Source organism: Streptomyces lasiicapitis (assembly GCF_014646335.1).
GTDB lineage: Bacteria > Actinomycetota > Actinomycetes > Streptomycetales > Streptomycetaceae > Streptomyces > Streptomyces lasiicapitis.
On the sequence record NZ_BMNG01000009.1, the window covers coordinates 355,323 to 376,213 of the forward strand.

The window sequence follows — 20,891 nt, forward strand, 5'->3', positions numbered from 1 at the left end:
GTGTCTGAGCAGGACGGCGTCTTCCACGAGTTGATGGCTGCGCAGCTGGGAATCTGGACTGCTCAACATCTGCACCCCGACAACCCCATTTACAACGTCGGCGAATACATGGAGATCAACGGCGAACTGGACGTTGAACTCTTCGAGCGGGCCCTGCGCTCCGCACTGCGCGAAGCGGAGGCCATCCACACCCGTTTCGTCGGCGAGGGCGAATCCGTCCGGCAGCACGTCAAGGTGTCGGACGACTGGCCCTTCCACAAGATCGACCTCAGCGGCGAGCCCGACCCGCGGGCCCGCGCCGAGGAATGGATGCGGACGGACATGCGCCGCCCGGTCGACATGCGCACCGGCGCCCTCTTCACCCAGGCAATGCTCCGGCTCGGCCCGAACCACGTGTACTGGTACCAGCGTTGCCACCACATCCTCGGCGACGGCTTCTCCGGACCGCTGGTCAACAACCGCATCGCGCAGATCTACGCGGCCCTCAGCGAGGGCAACGCCTACGACGAGGGCGCGCTCGCGCCCTTCTCCAACCTGCTCGACGCCGACCGCGCCTACCGCTCGTCGGAGGAGCAGGCGAAGGACCGCGCGTACTGGGGCGAGATCTTCGCCGACCTGCCCACCCCCGTCAGCCTCAGCGGCCGACTCGCCTCCGGCACCCCGCACCACCTGATCCGCGGCACGGCCGCGGTGCGCCCCGAGGACGCCACCGACCTGCGCGCCACGGCACGCTCCCTGCGCACCAGCATCTCCGGCATGGCGATCGCGGCCGCCGCGGTGTACCTGAACCGCGCCACGGGAGCCGAGGACGTCGTCGTCGCCCTCCCCGTCTTCGGCCGGTCCGGCGGCCCGCAGCGCCAGACCCCGGGCATGGCGACCAACCTGCTGCCGATCAGGCTGGCGGTCCGCTCCTCGATGACCGTCCAGGAACTCGTACGACAGGTGTCCGTCCAGGTGCGCGGCGCCCTGCGCCACCAGAAGTACCGCTACGAGGACATGCTCAGGGACCTGCGGCTCATCGGCCGCGGGAACCTCGCCAGCATGGTCGTCAACGTCGTCCCCTACGCCTACGACTTCTCCTTCGGCGACTGCGAGGTCCGCGCCCACGCGCTGAGCAGCGGCCACTTCAACGACGTCGCGTTCTGCGTGTACGACCGGTACGCGGACGGCCGCATCGAGATCGCCACGGACGCCAGCCCCGAGCTGTACTCGCAGGACGAGAACCAGCGCCACACGGACCGCCTCCACAACGTCCTGACCTGGCTCGCGACGGCCGCCCCGGAGGACCACGTCGGCCGCGTCGAGATCCTCGACGAGACCGAGCGCCGACAGGTCCTCCAGGACTGGAACGACACGGACAGGACCGTCCCCGCGACCACGCTGACCGCGCTCCTCGAGGAGCAGGCGACGCGGACCCCCGACGCACCCGCCGTCTCCTCCCGGGGCGTGGAGCGCTCGTACGCGGAGCTGCACGCGAGCGCGAACCGTCTGGCCCGGCTGCTGATCTCCCGCGGTGTGGGTCCTGAGTCCCTGGTCGCCGTGTCCATGGAACGCTCCGTGGACCTGGTGGTGACGCTCCTCGCGGTCCTGAAGGCGGGTGGCGCGTACGTGCCGGTCGACCCGGAGTACCCGGCCGACCGCATCGCCTACATGCTGGAAGACGCGCGGCCCGTCCTCGTGCTCACCAGCGAGGCGGTCGCCGCGTCCCTTCCGGACGTGGCGGGCCTTGAGCGCGTCGTCGTCGACGAGCCGCGCGTCACGGCCGCGCTGAACGACCTCGACACCGCCGCCCTGACCGCGTCCGAGCGACGCGGCACGCAGCTGCCGTCCCACCCCGCGTACGTCATCTACACCTCGGGTTCGACGGGGCGCCCCAAGGGCGTGCTGATCACGCACCAGAACCTCGTCAACTACGTGACCCGGTGCACGGAGGCGTACCCCGACCTCCATGGGACCACCCTGCTGCACGCGTCCATCTCCTTCGACGCCGGCGTGACCGCGCTGTACGGCGCCCTGACGTGCGGCGGCCGCGTGATCGTCGCGCCCATGGACGAAGACCTGCCCGCCACGCTGCGCGCCCAGGAACTGACCTTCCTGAAGGCCACGCCGAGCCACCTCGCGTACATGGACGGATTCGACGAGAGCTGCGCCCCGAGCGGGCAGCTCATGGTCGGCGGAGAGGCCGTCGGCGGTACCCAGATACGTGAATGGCGCCGCCGCCACCCGTCCGTGGCGGTCGTCAACCACTACGGTCCCACCGAGGTGACCGTCGGCTGCACCGACTACGTGGTCACCTCCCAGGACGACACCGAGACCGGCACGCTTCCCATCGGCCGCCCCATGTGGAACACGCGCGCCTATGTGCTGGACGCGGCTCTGCGGCCGGTGCCGGCGGGTGTCCTGGGTGAGCTGTACCTGGCGGGCGACCAGCTCGCGCGCGGCTACCTGGGCCGGCCCGGCCTTTCGGCCGAGCGCTTCATCGCCTGTCCGTTCGGGGCGGCCGGTGAGCGGATGTACCGCACCGGTGACGTGGTGCGCTGGCGTGCGGACGGGAACCTGGAGTTCCTCGGCCGCGCCGACGACCAGGTGAAGATCCGGGGATACCGGATCGAGCTCGGTGAGATCGAGGCGGCCCTCGAGGCACACGCGGATGTCGCCCAGGCGGCGGTGCTCGTACGCGAGGACGTGCCGGGGGACAAGCGCCTCGTCGGGTACGTGGTTCCGGCCGAGTCCGGCGACACGCTGGATGTGGCGGCGCTGCGGGCGCAGGTGGGCCGGGTGCTGCCGGAGTACATGGTGCCGTCGGCGATGGTCGTGCTCGACGTGCTGCCGCTGACGGTCAACGGCAAGCTCGACCGCCGCGCACTGCCCGCACCCGAACACACGGCTACAGAAGGCGGCCGGGGACCCGCCTCCCTCCAGGAGGAGATCCTCTGCGCGGTGTTCGCCGACGTCCTGGGCGTTGCCGGAGTGGGCGTGGACGACAACTTCTTCGAGCTGGGCGGTCACTCCCTCCTCGCGGTGTCGCTGATCGAGCGGCTGCGGGAGCGGGGCGTGTCCGTGAGCGTGCGGGATCTGTTCGCCGCTCCGACGGCGGCCGGTCTGGCCGCTGCCTCGTCGGCCGCCGGCGCCGTCTCGGTGCCGGAGAATCTGATTCCGGCGGGTGCCGAGGCGATCTCGCCGGAGATGCTGCCGCTGGTGGAGCTGACGGCGGAGGAGATCGGGCGGATCTCGGCCCGGGTTGAGGGCGGGGCGGCGAACATCGCCGACATCTACCCCCTCGCCCCCCTCCAGGAGGGCATCTTCTTCCACTCCGTGCTGGGCGGTGAGTCCGGCGCGGACGTCTACGTACTGCCGACGGTGCTCGGCTTCGATTCGCGTGACCGTGCCGAGCGATTCCTTGGGGCGTTGCAGGCGGTCGTGGACCGGCACGACATCCTCCGCACGGGCTTCGCATGGGAAGGCCTGCGCGAGCCGGTGCAGGTAGTGCTGCGCAAGGCAGCCATTCCTGTCGAGGAACTCCAGCTCCACCCGCAGTCGGACACCGACGCCGTGCAGCAGCTCCTTGACCTGTGCAGCCCGTCCATGGACATCCGGCGTGCTCCGCTGCTGCGAGCCACTCTCGCGGCGGAGCCCGGCAGCGACCGCTGGCTCCTCGCCCTGCAGGCGCATCACCTCATCCGCGACCACACCACCCTTGAGGTACTGCTGGGCGAGGTGCGTGCGTTGCTCGGCGGTGACGCGGAGGCTCTGCCTGCGCCTGTTCCGTTCCGTGAGTTCGTGGCGCAGGCGCGTCTTGGTGTGTCGCGTGCGGAGCATGAGCGGTTCTTCGGTGAGCTGCTTGGTGGTGTGAGTGAGCCGACGGCGCCGTTCGGGTTGTTGGATGTGCATGGTGACGGTTCGGATGTCGCGGAGGCGGCGGCGCCGTTGGATGCGGGTCTTGCTGCTCGTCTTCGGGAGCAGGCGCGGCGTTTGGGCGTCAGCCCGGCCACGCTGTTCCACCTGGTGTGGGCGCGGGTCGTCGCGGTGACGTCGGGCCGGGATGACGTGGTGTTCGGCAGTGTGCTGTTCGGTCGTATGCAGGCGGGCGCGGGTGCGGATCGTACGCCGGGTCTGTTCATCAACACGCTCCCGGTACGTGTGCCCACGGGCCGGGTGGCGGTGGGCGATGCGGTGCGGGGGATGCAGAAGCAGCTCGCCGACCTCCTCGTCCACGAGCACGCGTCACTGGGACTGGCTCAGCAGGCCGCTGATCTCGCGGCGGAAACCCCGCTGTTCACCTCCCTGCTCAACTACCGCCACAGCGCCGGCACACCGGGCGACGAGCCGAGCATCGACCTGGACGGGGCCGAGCTGCTGTCGGCTCGCGAGCGCACGAACTACCCCGTGACGGTGTCGATCGACGACACGGGTGACGGCTTTGGCCTGACGGTTCAGACGGCTGCTCCGATTGATGCCGAGTCGGTGTGCGGCCTGCTGGGCGCTGCGGCCGAGGGCATCGTCGCGGCGCTGGAGGAGGAGTCCGAGGATCTGCTTCTGGACCGGGTGCCGGTTCTGGGCGAGGCGGAGCAGGACCAAATGGTTCAGGAGTGGAGTGGTGCTTCCCGCCCGGTCGCCGAGGCGTCGCTGACGGAGCTGTTCGCGGCTCAGGTGGGTCGTACGCCTGACGCGACTGCGGTCACCTTCGGTGGCACTGAGTGGTCGTACGCCGAGTTGGACGCGCGGGCGAATCGCCTGGCGAGGCTGCTGATTTCGCGTGGTGTGGGTGCGGAGTCGTTGGTTGCGGTCTGTATGGAGCGTTCCGCTGATCTGGTGGTGGCGCTGCTTGCGGTGTTGAAGGCCGGTGGTGCGTACGTTCCGATCGACCCGGAGTATCCGGCTGACCGCATCACGTACGTCCTGGAGGACGCACAGCCGGTCCTGGTGCTGACCAGCCAGGCGGTCGTGCCGGTGGTGGACGTTGTGGCGCGCGTGGTGGTGGATGCGCCTGAGGTGGTGGCGCAGTTGGAGGCGCTGTCTTCTGAGCCTGTCAGCTCTGTGGAGGTCTCGCCGTCGCATGTGGCGTATGTGATTTATACGTCGGGTTCGACGGGGCGTCCGAAGGGTGTGGCGGTTCCGCATGGGAATGTGGTGGCGCTGTTCGGTGGTACGGATGGCTGGTTCGCCTTCGGGGCGGGGGATGTGTGGGCGTGGTTCCACTCGTTCGCGTTCGACTTCTCGGTGTGGGAGCTGTGGGGTGCGCTGCTGCATGGCGGGCGTCTTGTGGTGGTGCCGCGTGAGGTGTCGCGCAATCCGCACGAGTTCTTGGAGTTGCTGGTCGCTGAGCGTGTGACGGTTTTGAACCAGACGCCGTCGGCGTTCTATCAGTTGATGGCGGCGGAAGCGCGGGAGCCGTCGTTGGGTGAGCGGTTGGCGTTGCGGTGTGTGGTGTTCGGTGGTGAGGCGCTGGATCTGTCGCGGCTGCGGGAGTGGTATGTGCGGCATGCGGCGGATGCGCCGGTGCTGGTGAACATGTATGGCATCACCGAGACCACGGTCCATGTGAGTTACATGGCCTTGGATGAGGCTGTCGTCGCGGGTGGTGCGGGCAGTGTGATCGGTGTGGGCATCCCGAACTTGCGGGTGTTCGTGCTGGGTTCGGATCTGCGGCCGGTGCCGGTGGGTGTCGCGGGTGAGTTGTATGTCGCGGGCGCGCAGTTGGCCCGCGGTTATCTGGGTCGCCCGACGCTGTCCGCGGAGCGGTTCGTCGCCTGCCCGTTCGGGGATGCCGGTGAGCGGATGTACCGGACCGGTGATGTGGTGCGTTGGCGTGCGGACGGGAACCTGGAGTTCCTGGGCCGTGCGGATGACCAGGTAAAGGTCCGAGGCTTCCGGATCGAGCTGGGCGAGATCGAGGCGGCGCTGGAATCGCATGCGGATGTCGCGCAGGCCGCAGTGTTGGTGCGTGAGGACGTGCCGGGGGACAAGCGTCTCGTCGGGTACGTCGTTCCGACTGCTGCTGGCGACATGGTGGACACGGCGGTACTGAGGGCACATGTCGGTGGTCTGCTGCCGGAGTACATGGTTCCGGCGGCGATGGTGGTCCTTGAGACGCTGCCGCTGACGGTCAACGGCAAGCTTGACCGCCGAGCGCTGCCCGCACCGGAGTACACCGTGTCGGTGGGGCGGGCTCCGTCGGGTGTGCGGGAGGAGATCCTGTGCGCGGTGTTCGCCGAGGTTCTGGGCGTTCCCAGCGTGGGTGTCGACGACAACTTCTTCGAGCTGGGCGGTCATTCGCTCCTCGCGGTGTCGCTCATCGAGCGGCTGCGTGAGCGGGGCGTATCGGTCAGCGTGCGGGACTTGTTCGCTGCCCCGACGGTGGCCGGCCTGGCCGCTGCTTCGGCCGACGGCGAGTTGGTCTCGGTACCGGAGAATCTGATTCCGGCGGGCGCTGAGGTGATTTCGCCGGAGATGCTGCCGCTGGTGGAGCTGACGGCGGAGGAGATCGGGCGAATCTCGGCCGGGGTGCAGGGTGGGGCGGCGAACATCGCCGATGTCTATCCGCTTGCTCCGTTGCAAGAAGGCATCTTCTTCCATTCCGTGCTGGGTGGTGAGTCCGGCGCGGACGTGTATGTACTGCCGACGGTCCTGGGCTTTGACTCGCGTGAGCGTGTCGAGCGGTTCCTTGAGGCACTGCAGGCCGTGGTGGACCGGCACGACATCCTCAGGACGGGCTTCGCGTGGGACGGCCTGCGCGAGCCGGTGCAGGTCGTGGTGCGTCACGCCGACATCCCCGTACGCGAGGTGGACCTCGAGGACTTCGACGGGGACCTGGTTCAGGGACTGCTTGGCCTGTGCAGCCCGTCCATGGACATCCGGCGTGCTCCGCTGCTGCGAGCCACTCTCGCGGCGGAGCCCGGCAGCGACCGCTGGCTGCTCGCCCTGCAGGTCCATCACCTGGTCCAGGACCACACCGCCCTGGCTGTGCTTCTGGGCGAGGTGCGTGCTCTGCTGCGCGGTGAGGCAGAGGAACTCCCTACCCCGGTTCCGTTCCGTGAGTTTGTGGCGCAGGCGCGTCTTGGTGTGTCGCGTGCGGAGCATGAGCGGTTCTTCGGTGAGCTGCTTGGTGGTGTGAGTGAGCCGACGGCGCCGTTCGGGTTGTTGGATGTGCATGGTGACGGTTCGGACGTCGTGGAAGCGGCGGTCATGCTGGATGCGGGTCTTGCTGCTCGTCTGCGGGAGCAGGCACGGCGCTTGGGCGTGAGCCCGGCGACGTTGTTCCACCTGGTGTGGGCGCGGGTTGCTGCGGTGACCTCGGGTCGCGATGACGTGGTGTTCGGCAGTGTGCTGTTCGGTCGTATGCAGGCGGGCGCGGGTGCGGATCGTACGCCGGGTCTGTTCATCAACACGCTGCCGGTACGTGTGCCGACTGGGCGGGTGGCGGTGGGCGATGCGGTGCGGGGGATGCAGAAGCAGCTCGCCGACCTCCTCGTCCACGAGCATGCCCCGCTCACGCTTGCCCAGCAGGCGGCCGATCTCGCGGCGGAGACCCCGCTGTTCACCTCCCTCCTCAACTACCGGCACAACGACCGTCCGCGTGAGGAGATGGGCCTCGACCTCGGAGGCGTAGAAATCGCCTACACGCGTGAGCGCACGAACTACCCGCTCACGCTGTCAGTGGATGACACCGGCGAAGGCTTTGGCCTCACGGTCCAGGCGAGTGCTCCGATTGACGCGGATTCGGTGTGTGGCCTGGTCGATGCTGCGGCCGAGAGCATCGTCGCGGCACTGGAAGACGAGGCCGAAGGCCTGCGTCTGCACCAGGTTTCGGTCCTGCCCGAGGTGGAGCGGGATCGGTTGGTGTGTGGGTGGAATGACACGGGTCGGTCTGTTCCTGAGGTGTCGCTGACGGAGTTGTTGGCGGAGCAGGTGCGTGAGACGCCGGATGCGGTCGCGGTGGTCTTCGAGGGCACTGAGTGGTCGTATGCGGAACTGGATGCGCGGGCGAATCGCCTTGCCCGGCTGCTGATTTCGCGTGGTGTGGGTGCGGAGTCGCTGGTTGCGGTCTGTATGGAGCGTTCCGCTGATCTGGTGGTGGCGCTGCTTGCGGTGTTGAAGGCCGGTGGTGCGTACGTACCCATCGATCCGGAGTACCCGGCTGACCGCATTGCGTACGTGTTGGAGGATGCGCAGCCGGTCCTGGTGCTGACCAGCGAGGTCGTCCAGGCGGTCGTGCCGGTGGTGGACGTTCCGGCGCGTGTGGTGGTGGATGCGCCTGAGGTGGTGGCGCAATTGGAGGCGCTGTCTGCTGAGCCTGTTAGCTCTGTGGAGGTCTCGCCGTCGCATGTGGCGTATGTGATTTATACGTCGGGTTCGACGGGGCGTCCGAAGGGTGTGGCGGTTCCGCATCGGGGTGTGGTGAACCGTCTGTTGTGGATGCAGGGCGCGTTTGGTCTGGGTGGGTCGGACCGGGTGGTGCAGAAGACGCCGTTCGGGTTTGACGTGTCGGTGTGGGAGTTCTTCTGGCCGTTGATCACGGGTGCGGGTCTGGTGGTGGCGCGGCCTGGTGGTCATCGGGACGCGGGCTATCTCGCGGAGTTGATCCGGCGGGAGAGGGTGACGGTTGCGCATTTCGTGCCGTCGATGCTGCGGGTGTTCCTGCGTGAGCCGAGTGTGGGGGCTTGTGCGGGGCTGCGGTGGGTGGTGTGCAGTGGTGAGGCGCTTGCCGGGGAGTTGAGGGATCAGTTCTTCGACGTGCTGGCGGGTGTGGAGCTGCACAATCTGTACGGTCCGACCGAGGCGTCGGTCGATGTGACGGCCTGGGCCTGCGATGCGGGTGAGGGTCCGGTCGTGCCGATCGGCCGCCCGGTGTGGAACACGCGTGTCTATGTGCTGGATGCGGGTCTGCGGCCGGTGCCTGTGGGTGTTGCGGGCGAGTTGTATCTGGCGGGCGACCAGCTCGCGCGCGGCTACCTGGGTCGCCCCGGCCTTTCGGCGGAGCGCTTCATCGCGTGCCCGTTCGGGGCCGCCGGTGAGCGGATGTACCGGACCGGGGATGTGGTGCGCTGGCGTGCGGACGGGAACCTGGAGTACCTCGGGCGCGCGGATGACCAGGTGAAGCTGCGCGGCTTCCGCATCGAACTCGGCGAGATCGAAGCGGCGTTGGAATCCCACGCCGCCGTGGCCGAGTCCGCGGTGCTCGTACGTGAGGACACCCCGGGCGACAAGCGTCTGGTCGCGTACGTGGTTCCCACCGAGGGCTCAATGGACACTGCGGCTCTGCGCGCGCATGTGAGCCGAGTGCTCCCGGAGTACATGGTCCCCTCAGCGATGGTCGTGTTGGAGGCGCTGCCGGTCACGGTCAACGGCAAGCTCGACCGCCGCGCACTCCCCGCACCCGAATACTCGGTGTCGGCGGGCCGGGCACCGGCGAACGCGCAGGAGGAGATCCTGTGCGCGGTGTTCGCCGAGGTGCTCGGTGTCCCCAACGTCGGTGTCGACGACAACTTCTTCGAGCTGGGCGGTCACTCCCTCCTCGCGGTTCGTTTGGTGAGTCGTGTGCGGTCGGTGCTGGGTGTGGAGATTGGTGTGCGGGCGGTGTTCGAGGCACCGTCGGTGGGCCTGCTCGTGGAGCGGCTGGAGGGCGCCGACAAGGCACGGCCGGCTCTCTCGGCGCGGGTGCGGCCGGAGTTGGTGCCGTTGTCGTTCGCGCAGCAGCGGTTGTGGTTCCTGGGTGAGCTGGAGGGGCCGAACGCCACGTACAACATTCCCGCGGGCATCCGGCTGCGCGGAGAGCTGGACGTCGAAGCGCTGGGCGCGGCGCTCAATGATGTGGTGGCGCGGCATGAAGTGCTGCGCACCGTGTTCCCGACGGTGGCAGGCACGGCCCAGCAGCAGGTACTGGACATCGGCTCGGCCGGCTGTGAGCTGACGGTCGTCGACGTCGCCCCGGAGAACCTGACAGCGGAGATGGCTGAGGCGGCCGGGTGTGTGTTTGACCTGTCCGTCGACGTTCCCTTGCGTGCGTGGTTGTTCGTGACGGGTCCGGACGAGCACGTGTTGATGTTGGTGCTGCATCACGTGGCGGGTGATGGCTGGTCGATGGCGCCGCTGGCGCGTGACGTGTCGGTGGCGTACGCGGCCCGCACCGCCGGGCAGGCGCCGGATTGGGAACCGCTTCCCGTGCAGTACGCGGACTACGCGCTGTGGCAGCGGGAACTCCTCGGTGAGGAGAGCGACCCCGACAGCGTGATGGCCCGCCAGCTCGCGTACTGGCGCCACATGTTGGCGGACGTACCGGACGAGCTGGTGCTTCCGGTGGACCGGCCGCGCCCGGCCGTCGCCTCGCACCGCGGTGACATCGTGGAACTCGGCGTGGACGCCGGGGTGCATGCGCGGCTCGTGGAAATCGCGCGGGCACACGGTGTCACCCTGTTCATGGTGTTGCAGGCGGGCATGGCGGCGCTGTTGAGCCGTCTGGGCGCGGGCCGCGACATTCCGCTGGGTGTTCCTGTGGCCGGGCGTTCGGATGAGGCGTTGGAGGAGCTGGTCGGGTTCTTCGTGAACACGCTGGTGATCCGCACCGACGTGAGCGGGGACCCGTCCTTCGCGGAGTTGTTGGAGCGGGTGCGGGAGACGGGGCTCGGTGCGTACGCGCATGAGGACGTCCCCTTCGAGCGGCTTGTCGAAGAGCTGGCGCCGACGCGGTCCATGGCACGCCACCCCCTCTTCCAGATCATGCTCGGTCTGGACACGCATGCGGATGCGGTCGTGGACCTGCCCGGACTCGACGCCGAAGTGCTCGCGAGCCGGGAGGTGGCCGCCAAGTTCGACCTCGACCTGAACGTGAGGGAGCGCTTCGACGCCTCCGGTGCCCCGGCCGGACTTGAGGGCACGGTCGTCTACGCCGTCGACCTGTTCGACGAGGACACGGTCGCGGAGCTCGTGGAGCGCTTCGTACGCGTACTGGATGCCGTGACGGCCGATCCGCACCAGCCCGTGAGCCGGATCCAGATCCTCGGCGACGCGGAGCGGGACCGGATCCTGACCGAATGGAAGGACTCCGCAGCGGGCGTTCCGGCCCGTACGCTGCCGGTGCTGGACTCTGCCCCCCAAAGCGGAGCGGACACCGGACGGAAGGTGTTCGTTCTCGATGCGGCGCTCCAACTGGTCCCTGCTGGTGTCGCGGGCGACCTGTACGTCGCGGGCGGCCTCAAGGATCACGGCTACGAGGGCCGTCCCGGGCTGACGGCGGAACGCTTCGTGGCGTGCCCGTTCGGAGCCACCGGCGAGCGGATGTACCGCACGGGCGACGTGGTGCGCCGGCGCGCGGACGGCAGCCTGGAACTCGTGGGCGGTACGCACGAGGAGCAGGAGCCGAGCGCGTCGACGGCTTCCGGCAAGGGACAGCCCGCTCGACGCGGCCCCTCGTCCGTGCAGGAGGAGATCCTGTGCGCGGTGTTCGCCGAGGTGCTGGGCGTCCCCGACGTCGGTGTCGACGACAACTTCTTCGAACGCGGCGGGCACTCCCTCATGGCTGTCAAGCTCGTCGTACGCCTGCGTGAGCTGGGTCTTCCCGTGAGCGTGCGGAGTCTGTTCGCGACGCCGACGGTGGCCGGGCTCGCGGCCGCCGCCGGTGCGGGCGGCCAGGGCGCGGTGGCCGTGCCGGAGAACCTGATCCCGGCGGGTGCCGAGGTGATCACGCCGGAGATGCTGCCGCTGGTGGAGCTGACGACGGAGGAGATCGGGCGGATCACGACCCGGGTTGAGGGCGGGGCGGCGAACATCGCCGACATCTACCCCCTCGCCCCCCTCCAGGAAGGCATCTTCTTCCACTCCGTCATCGGCAACGAGAACGGCGCGGACGTGTACGTGCTGCCGACGGTGCTGCGGTTCGACTCCCGGGAACGGCTCGACCAGTTCCTGAACGTGCTCCAAACGGCCGTGGACCGGCACGACACCCTGCGGACGGGCTTCGCATGGGAAGGCCTGCGCGAGCCGGTACAGGTGGTGGTGCGTCACGCCGACATCCCCGTGGACGAGGTCGAGTTCGGGGACTTCGACGGGGACCTGGTGCAGGGGCTCCTTGACCGGTGCAGCCCGTCCATGGACATCCGTCAGGCTCCGCTGCTGCGCGCCACTGTCGCGGCGGAGCCCGACAGCGACCGCTGGCTGATGGTCATGCAGGCCCACCACCTGGTCCAGGACCACACGGCGATGGGTGTCCTCTTCGCAGAGGTCAGTGCGCTGCTGCGCGGAGAGGCGGAGGAACTCCCTACCCCTGTTCCGTTCCGTGAGTTTGTGGCGCAGGCGCGTCTTGGTGTGTCGCGTGCGGAGCATGAGCGGTTCTTCGGTGAGCTGCTTGGTGGTGTGAGTGAGCCGACGGCGCCGTTCGGGTTGTTGGATGTGCATGGTGACGGTTCGGATGTCGCGGAGGCGGCGGTCATGCTGGATGCGGGTCTCGCGGCCCGTCTTCGGGAGCAGGCGCGGCGTCTGGGTGTGAGCCCGGCGACGTTGTTCCACTTGGTGTGGGCCCGTGTGGCTGCGGTGACTTCGGGTCGTGACGATGTGGTGTTCGGCAGTGTGCTGTTCGGTCGTATGCAGGCGGGCGCGGGTGCGGATCGTACGCCGGGTCTGTTCATCAACACGCTGCCGGTACGTGTGCCGACTGGGCGGGTGGCGGTGGGCGATGCGGTGCGGGGGATGCAGAAGCAGCTCGCCGACCTCCTCGTCCACGAGCATGCCCCGCTCACGCTTGCCCAGCAGGCGGCCGATCTCGCGGCGGAGACCCCGCTGTTCACCTCCCTCCTCAACTACCGGCAGAACGCCAATGCCGCCGAGCGGATGGGCAGGTCGATCGAAGACCTCAACACCGGCTTGGACGGCGTCGAGCTGCTGTCGGCCCACGAGCGGACGAACTACCCGCTGACGGTGTCGGTGGACGACACGGGTGAGGGCTTTGGCCTGACGGTTCAGGCGGCTGCTCCGATTGCCGCGGAGGCGGTGTGTGGCCTGGTCAGCGCTGCGGCTGAAGGAATCGTCGCGGCATTGGAGGCGGAGTCCGAGGACCTGCCTCTGGGCCGCGTGCCGGTTCTCGGTGAGGCGGAGCAGGACCAGCTGGTGCGGGACTGGAGCGGTGCTTCCCGCCCGGTTGCCGAAGCCTCGCTGACGGAGCTGTTCGCGGCTCAGGCGGCAGGCACACCTGACGCGACTGCGGTCACCTTCGGTGGTACGGAGTGGTCGTACGCCGAGTTGGACGCGCGGGCGAACCGTCTGGCCCGGCTGCTGATTTCGCGTGGCGTGGGTGCGGAGTCGCTGGTTGCGGTCTGCATGGAGCGCTCCGCTGACCTGGTGGTGGCACTCCTGGCGGTGTTGAAGGCCGGTGGTGCGTACGTACCCATCGATCCGCAGTACCCGGCTGAGCGCATCGCGTACGTGCTGGAAGACGCACGTCCGGCCCTGGTGCTGACCAACGCAGCGGTCCAGTCGGTGGTGCCGGCCGTGGAGGACGTGGCGCGGGTCGTCGTCGACGAGCCGCAGACGGTCTCCGCGCTGGCTGCCTTGGACGCGAGCGCCGTGACCGATGCCGAGCGTGGTGCACCGGTGCTGCCGTCGCATGTGGCGTATGTGATTTATACGTCGGGTTCGACGGGGCGTCCGAAGGGTGTGGCGGTTCCGCATGGGAATGTGGTGGCGCTGTTCGGTGGTACGGATGGCTGGTTCGCCTTCGGGGCGGGGGATGTGTGGGCGTGGTTCCACTCGTTCGCGTTCGACTTCTCGGTGTGGGAGCTGTGGGGTGCGCTGCTGCATGGCGGGCGTCTTGTGGTGGTGCCGCGTGAGGTGTCGCGCAATCCGCACGAGTTCCTGGAGTTGCTGGTCGCGGAGCGTGTGACGGTTTTGAACCAGACGCCGTCGGCGTTCTATCAGTTGATGGCGGCGGAAGCGCGCGAACCCTCGTTGGGTGAGCGGTTGGCGCTGCGGTATGTGGTGTTCGGTGGTGAGGCGCTGGATCTGTCGCGCCTGCGGGAGTGGTATGTGCGGCATGCGGCGGATGCGCCGGTGCTGGTGAACATGTACGGCATCACCGAGACCACCGTGCACGTCAGTTACATGGCCCTGGATGAGGCTGTCGTTGCTGGTGGTGCGGGCAGTGTGATCGGTGTGGGCATCCCGAACTTGCGGGTGTTCGTGCTGGGTTCGGATCTGCGGCCGGTGCCGGTGGGTGTCGCGGGTGAGTTGTATGTCGCGGGCGCGCAGTTGGCGCGCGGATACCTGGGTCGGCCGGGTCTTTCGGCCGAGCGCTTCGTGGCGTGCCCGTTCGGGGATGCCGGTGAGCGGATGTACCGGACCGGAGATGTGGTGCGTTGGCGTGCGGACGGGAACCTGGAGTTCCTGGGCCGTGCGGATGACCAGGTCAAGGTCCGAGGTTTCCGTATCGAGCTGGGTGAGATCGAGGCGGCGTTGGAGTCTCACCCCGCTGTCGCCCAGACCGCGGTGCTGGTGCGCGAGGACGTGCCGGGGGACAAGCGCTTGGTCGCGTACGTGGTTGCGGCTGAGTCCGGCGGCACGGTGGACACGGCGGTGCTGCGGACGCATGTCGGTGGCCTGCTGCCCGAGTACATGGTCCCCGCGGCGATGGTCGTGCTCGATGCGCTGCCGCTGACGGTCAACGGCAAGCTCGACCGCCGCGCACTGCCCGCACCTGAGTACACGGCTGCTGGTGGTGGCCGGGGACCCGCCTCCCTCCAGGAGGAGATCCTGTGCGCGGTGTTCGCCGACGTACTCGGTCTTCCCGGCGTCGGTGTCGACGACAACTTCTTCGAGCTGGGCGGTCACTCCCTCCTCGCGGTCTCGCTCATCGAGCGCCTGCGTGAGCGGGGTCTGCCGGTGAGCGTGCGGAGTCTGTTCGCGACGCCGACGGTGGCCGGGCTCGCGGCCGCTGTCGGTGCGGGCGGCCAGGGTGCGGTGGCCGTGCCGGAGAACCTGATTCCGGCGGGTGCCGAAGCCATCACGCCGGAGATGCTGCCGCTGGTGGAACTGACGGCGGAGGAGATCGACCGAATCGTCGGCCGGGTGCAGGGCGGAGCGGCGAACATCGCCGACATCTACCCTCTCGCCCCTCTCCAGGAAGGCCTGTTCTTCCACCACCTGATGACCGGTGAGGGCGAAACGGACGTCTACCTCCAGCAGACAGTGCTGCGGTTCGACGCCCGGCAGCGCGTCGACCGGTTCGTCGAGGCGCTCCAAGCCGTGATGGAACGGCACGACATCCTTCGCACGGGCTTCGCGTGGGACGGCCTGCGCGAGCCGGTGCAGGTCGTGGTCCGGCACGCCGAAATGCCGGTCCATGAGGTCGCACTCGATGAGGCCCCCGAGGGCCAGGGCGCGGTCCAGCAACTGCTGGACGCCGCGGACAAGGCCATGGACGTCGGCCGTGCCCCGCTGCTGCGTGCGTACATCGGCGCGGAACCGGACAGCGACCGCTGGCTGATGGTCCTCCAGAACCACCACCTCGTCGAGGACCACACCGCTCTGGAACTGCTCCTCGCCGAGGTGCGTGCCCACCTGGAGGGCCAGGAAGACGCGTTGCCCACGCCGGTTCCCTTCCGGGAGTTCGTGGCGCAGGCGCGCCTCGGCGTGACGCGGGCGGAGCACGAGCGGTTCTTCGGTGAGCTGCTCGACGGCGTGACCGAGCCGACGGCGCCGTACGGCCTCCTTGACGTGCGTGGCGACGGCAGCGAGGTCGACGAGGTCATGAGCACCCTCGACGCGGACGTGGCCGCCCGACTGCGGGAGCAGGCACGCCGCCTGGGCGTCAGCCCGGCGACGCTGTTCCACCTGGTGTGGGCGCGGGTCGCCGCGGTGACCTCGGACCGCGACGATGTCGTGTTCGGCAGCGTGCTGTTCGGCCGCATGCAGGCCGGTACGGGCGCGGACCGGACGCCGGGTCTGTTCATCAACACGCTGCCGGTACGTGTGCCGACCGGGCGGGTCTCGGTGGGCGAGGCCGTGCGAGGCATGCAGAAGCAGCTCGCCGACCTCCTCGTCCACGAACACGCACCCCTCACCCTCGCCCAGCAGGCCGCAGGCCTGCCCGCGCAGACCCCGCTGTTCACCTCCCTGCTCAACTTCCGGCACAACACCGCCGGCAGTACGGGCCCGGACGACACGATGAGCGGTGCCCTCGAAGGCGTCGAACTGCTCTCGGCCCACGAGCGCAGCAACTACCCCCTCACGGTGTCCGTCGACGATTCCGGTACCCGCTTCGACGTCGTCGTCCAGGCCGCCGCGCCCCTCTCCCCGCAGGCAGTGACCGGCCTGATCCACGCGGCCGCGGCGAACCTCGTCACCGCGCTCGAAGAGGAGACCGGCGCCACCGGCCTCCACGAGGTGCAGGTCCTCGACGAGACGGACCAGCGACAGCTCCTCACGCAGTGGAACGACACCGCGCACGAGGTTCCCGTCACGACGCTTCCCCGACTGTTCGCGGACCAGGTGGCGCGAACCCCGGACGCCGTCGCCGTCACCTTCGACGGCACGGAGCTGTCGTACGCGGAGCTGGACGCGCGCACCAACCGCCTGGCCCGGCTGCTGATCTCCCGTGGTGTGGGCCCGGAGTCCGTGGTCGCCGTGTCCATGGAGCGGTCCGCGGACCTGGTGGTGGCGCTGCTCGCGGTGCTGAAGACGGGTGGCGCGTACGTGCCGGTGGATCCGGAGTACCCGGCCGACCGCATCGCGTACATGTTCAACGACGCCCGACCGGTCCTCGTCCTCACCAGCCAGTCCGCGGCGAGTGGCCTGCCCGTCGTGGCCGGCCTCGAACGGGTCGTCCTCGACGAGCCGCAGACGGTCTCCGCCCTGGCGGGACTGGACGCCGGTGAAGTCGCCGACACCGAGCGGCGGAGCACGCTGGTGCCGGACCACCCCGCGTACGTCATCTACACGTCGGGCTCCACCGGCAACCCCAAGGGGGTGGCCGTCCCGCACCGCAACGTGGTCCAGCTGTTCGAGGCGGCGAAGAGCAGGTACGACTTCGGCGCGGACGACGTGTGGACCTGGTTCCACTCCTTCTCCTTCGACTTCTCGGTCTGGGAGATGTGGGGCGCCCTGCTCCACGGCGGCCGCCTGGTGGTCGTGCCGCACGGGATCTCCCGGTCGCCCGGAGGATTCCTCGACCTGCTCGTCCGCGAGCGGGTGACCGTGCTCAACCAGACGCCGTCGGCGTTCTACCAGCTCGCCCAGGCCGACGCCGAGGCCCCCGAACCGGGCTCCCGGCTCGCGCTGCGCTTCGTGATCTTCGGTGGCGAGGCGCTGGACCACGGGCGCCTCACCGAGTGGTTCGCACGTCACCCCGAGAACGCCCCGGCCCTGGTGAACATGTACGCGCCGACCGAGGCGACCGTGGTCTGCACGGCGTACCCCGTGAGCGCGCGGGAAGAGGAAAGCGCCGGGGTCCTGCCCATCGGCAGCCCCATGTGGAACACCCGGACGTACGTGCTCGACGACAGCCTGCGCCCCGTCCCGGTCGGCGTCGCCGGTGAGCTGTACCTCGCCGGGGCCCAGCTCTCGCGCGGCTACACGAACCGGCCCGGCCTCACGGCGGAGCGCTTCGTGGCGTGCCCGTTCGGCACGGCCGGTGAGCGGATGTACCGCACGGGCGACGTGGTGCGCCGACGTGCCGACGGACACCTGGACTACGTGGGACGCGCCGACGACCAGGTGAAGGTCCGGGGATTCCGCATCGAACTCGGCGAGATCGAGGCCGTCCTGGCCTCGCACCCGCTCGTCGGCCAGGCGGCCGTGGTCGTACGCGAGGACACGCCGGGGGACAAGCGCCTCGTCGGTTACGTGGTCGCGGATCCGACGGCGCAGGACAGCGGGGCGGCCGCGGACCTGTCCGCCTCCGCGCTGTCCGCGGCCGTGCGCGGGTACGTGCGCGAGCAACTCCCGGACCACATGGTGCCCTCCGCCGTCACGCGTCTCGACGCCCTCCCGCTGACCGTCAACGGGAAGCTGGACCGCCGGGCGCTGCCCGCGCCGGACTACCGGGCCGTCGCCGGTTCGAACCGGGCTCCGAGCACGCCGCGCGAGAAGGAGCTCTGCGACCTGTTCACGGAGGTCCTGGGGCTGCCGGAAGTGGGAGTCGACGACTCCTTCTTCGACCTCGGCGGGCACTCACTCCTTGCGACCCGACTGGTGAGCCGCATCCGCACCGCCCTGGGTGTGGAGCTGCCGATCAGGACGCTGTTCGAGACACCGACCGTGGCCGGACTCGCGAGTCGGCTCGAAACACAGACGAACACGAAGCGAGCACGGCCTGCACTGCGGCCGCGGCCGAGGCCGACGCAGGAGGAAAACTGATGATCCCGCTGTCGTTCGCCCAGAGGCGCCTGTGGTTCCTGGCGCAGCTCGAGGGCCCGAACCCCACGTACAACATCCCCGCCGCCCTGCGGCTCAGGGGCGAGCTGAACGTGGCCGCCCTGCACGCCGCGCTGCGGGACGTGGTGGAGCGGCACGAGGTGCTGCGGACCGTGTTCCCCGCCGCCGACGGAACTCCGCACCAGCGGATCCTCGACGCGGGCGCGGTGCCCCTCGACCTGCCGGTGATCCCGACGGCGGGGGAGGACGCCCTGGCCCCGGCCCTCGCCGAGGCCACGGCCCAGCCGTTCGACCTGGCATCGGACATCCCGATCCGTGCCCGGCTCCACGAACTGGCGCCGCAGGAGCACGTCCTGCTCCTCGTCCTCCACCACATCGCCAGCGACGGCTGGTCCATGGGGCTGCTCGCACGGGACATCTCCGAGGCGTACGCCGCGCGCCGCGCGGGTCACGCCCCGCAGTGGGAGCCGCTCCCGGTCCAGTACGCCGACTACACGATGTGGCAGCTCGACCTCCTCGGGGACGAGAGCGACCCGGAGAGCGTGCTCGCCGAGCAGCTCGCCTACTGGCGGACCACGCTGGCGGGCGTGCCGGAGGAACTCCGGCTGCCCGCAGCCCGGACACGTCCGGCGATGGCCTCCTACCGGGGCGACCAGGTGCAGCTCCGCATCGACGCGGAGCTGCACCAGCGGCTGACCGAACTGGCCCGTGCGGAGGGCGCCACCCTCTACATGGTTCTCCAGGCCGGCCTCGCGGTGCTGCTCTCCCGGCTCGGCGCGGGCGACGACATCCCGGTCGGCACGCCCATCGCCGGCCGCATGGACGACGCGCTCGACGACCTCGTCGGCTTCTTCATCAACTCGCTCGTCATGCGCACGGACCTGAGCGGGGACCCGTCGTTCGCGGAACTGGTGTCGCGGGTGCGGGACGCCGACCTCGGCGCGTTCGCCCACCAGGACGTGCCGTTCGAGCGCCTCGTCGAGGAGCTGGTACCGACCCGCTCCATGGGACGCCACCCCCTGTTCCAGGTGATGCTGGCCGTCCAGAACAACGCCCCGGCCGTACTCGACCTCCCCGGACTCCAAGTCGGCCCGCTGCCCGGCGGCAGGGCCCCGGCCAAGTTCGACCTGTCCTTCGACCTGAGCGAGGAGTTCGACGCGCAGGGTCGCCCCGCCGGTCTGAAGGGGTCGATCACCTATGCCCTTGACCTGTTCGACCGGGAGACGGTGGACGACCTCCGCACCCGATTCGTACGCGTACTGGACGCGTGCACCACTGACCCGTCGGTACGCGTCGCCCAAGTCCCTGTCCTCGATGAGGCGGAGCGGGATCGGCTGGTGCGTGGCTGGAATGACACGGGTCGTTCCGTCCCTGAGGTGTCGCTGACGGAGTTGTTGGCGGAGCAGGTGCGTGAGACGCCGGATGCGGTCGCGGTGGTCTTCGAGGGCACTGAGTGGTCGTATGCGGAACTGGATGGGCGGGCGAATCGCCTTGCCCGGCTGCTGATTTCGCGCGGTGTGGGTGCGGAGTCGCTGGTTGCGGTCTGTATGGAGCGTTCCGCTGATCTGGTGGTGGCGCTGCTTGCGGTGTTGAAGGCCGGTGGTGCGTACGTTCCGGTGGATCCGGAGTACCCGGCTGAGCGCATTGCGTACGTCCTGGAGGATGCGCAGCCGGTCCTGGTGCTGACCAGCGAGGCCGTCGAGTCGGTCGTGCCGGTGGTGTCGGGTCTGGAGCGGGTCGTCGTCGATGGTGCGCGGACGGTCTCCGTGCTGGCTGCCCTGGACGTGGGTGCTGTCACCGATGCCGAGCGTGGTGCACCGGTGCTGGCGTCGCATGTGGCGTATGTGATTTATACGTCGGGTTCGACGGGGCGTCCGAAGGGTGTGGCGGTTGCGCATCGGGGTGTGGTGAACCGTCTGTTGTGGATGCAGGGCGTGTTCGGTCTGGGTGGGGCGGACCGGGTGGTGCAGAAGACGCCGTTCGGGTTCGACGTGTCGGTGTGGGAGTTCTTCTGGCCGTTGATCACGGGTGCGGGTCTGGTGGTGGCGCGGCCTGGTGGTCATCGGGACGCGGGCTATCTCGCGGAGTTGATCCGGCGGGAGGGGGTGACGGTTGCGCATTTCGTGCCGTCGATGTTGCGGGTGTTCTTGCGTGAGCCGGGTGTGGGGGCTTGTGCGGGGCTGCGTTGGGTGGTGTGCAGTGGTGAGGCGCTTGCCGGGGAGTTGAGGGATCAGTTCTTCGATGTGTTGGCGGGTGTGGAGCTGCACAATCTGTACGGTCCGACGGAGGCATCGGTCGATGTGACGGCTTGGGCCTGCGATGCGGGTGAGGGTCCGGTGGTGCCGATTGGCCGTCCGGTGTGGAACACGCGTGTCTATGTGCTGGATGCGGGTCTGCGGCCGGTGCCTGTGGGTGTTGCGGGTGAGTTGTATCTGGCGGGCGACCAGCTCGCGCGCGGCTACCTGGGCCGCCCCGGCCTTTCGGCGGAGCGCTTCATCGCGTGCCCGTTCGGGGCCGCCGGTGAGCGGATGTAC

At 69.1% G+C, this 20,891-nt stretch carries 2 protein-coding genes (1 of these 2 only partly in view); both read left to right on the forward strand.

The features are described 5' to 3' along the window. Positions 1–18,339: a non-ribosomal peptide synthetase gene (locus IEY91_RS21600; RefSeq protein WP_189175283.1), complete on the forward strand. Its 18,339-nt coding sequence runs from the start codon at positions 1–3 to the stop codon at positions 18,337–18,339. After that, on the forward strand, positions 18,339–20,891 hold the 5' portion of the coding sequence (locus IEY91_RS21605) for a non-ribosomal peptide synthetase (RefSeq protein WP_189175284.1). 9,198 nt of this gene lie beyond the right edge of the window; 2,553 of the gene's 11,751 nt are visible here — the first part of the coding sequence; it begins with the start codon at positions 18,339–18,341; its stop codon lies off the right edge, out of view. Before IEY91_RS21600 ends, IEY91_RS21605 begins: the two co-directional genes overlap by 1 nt.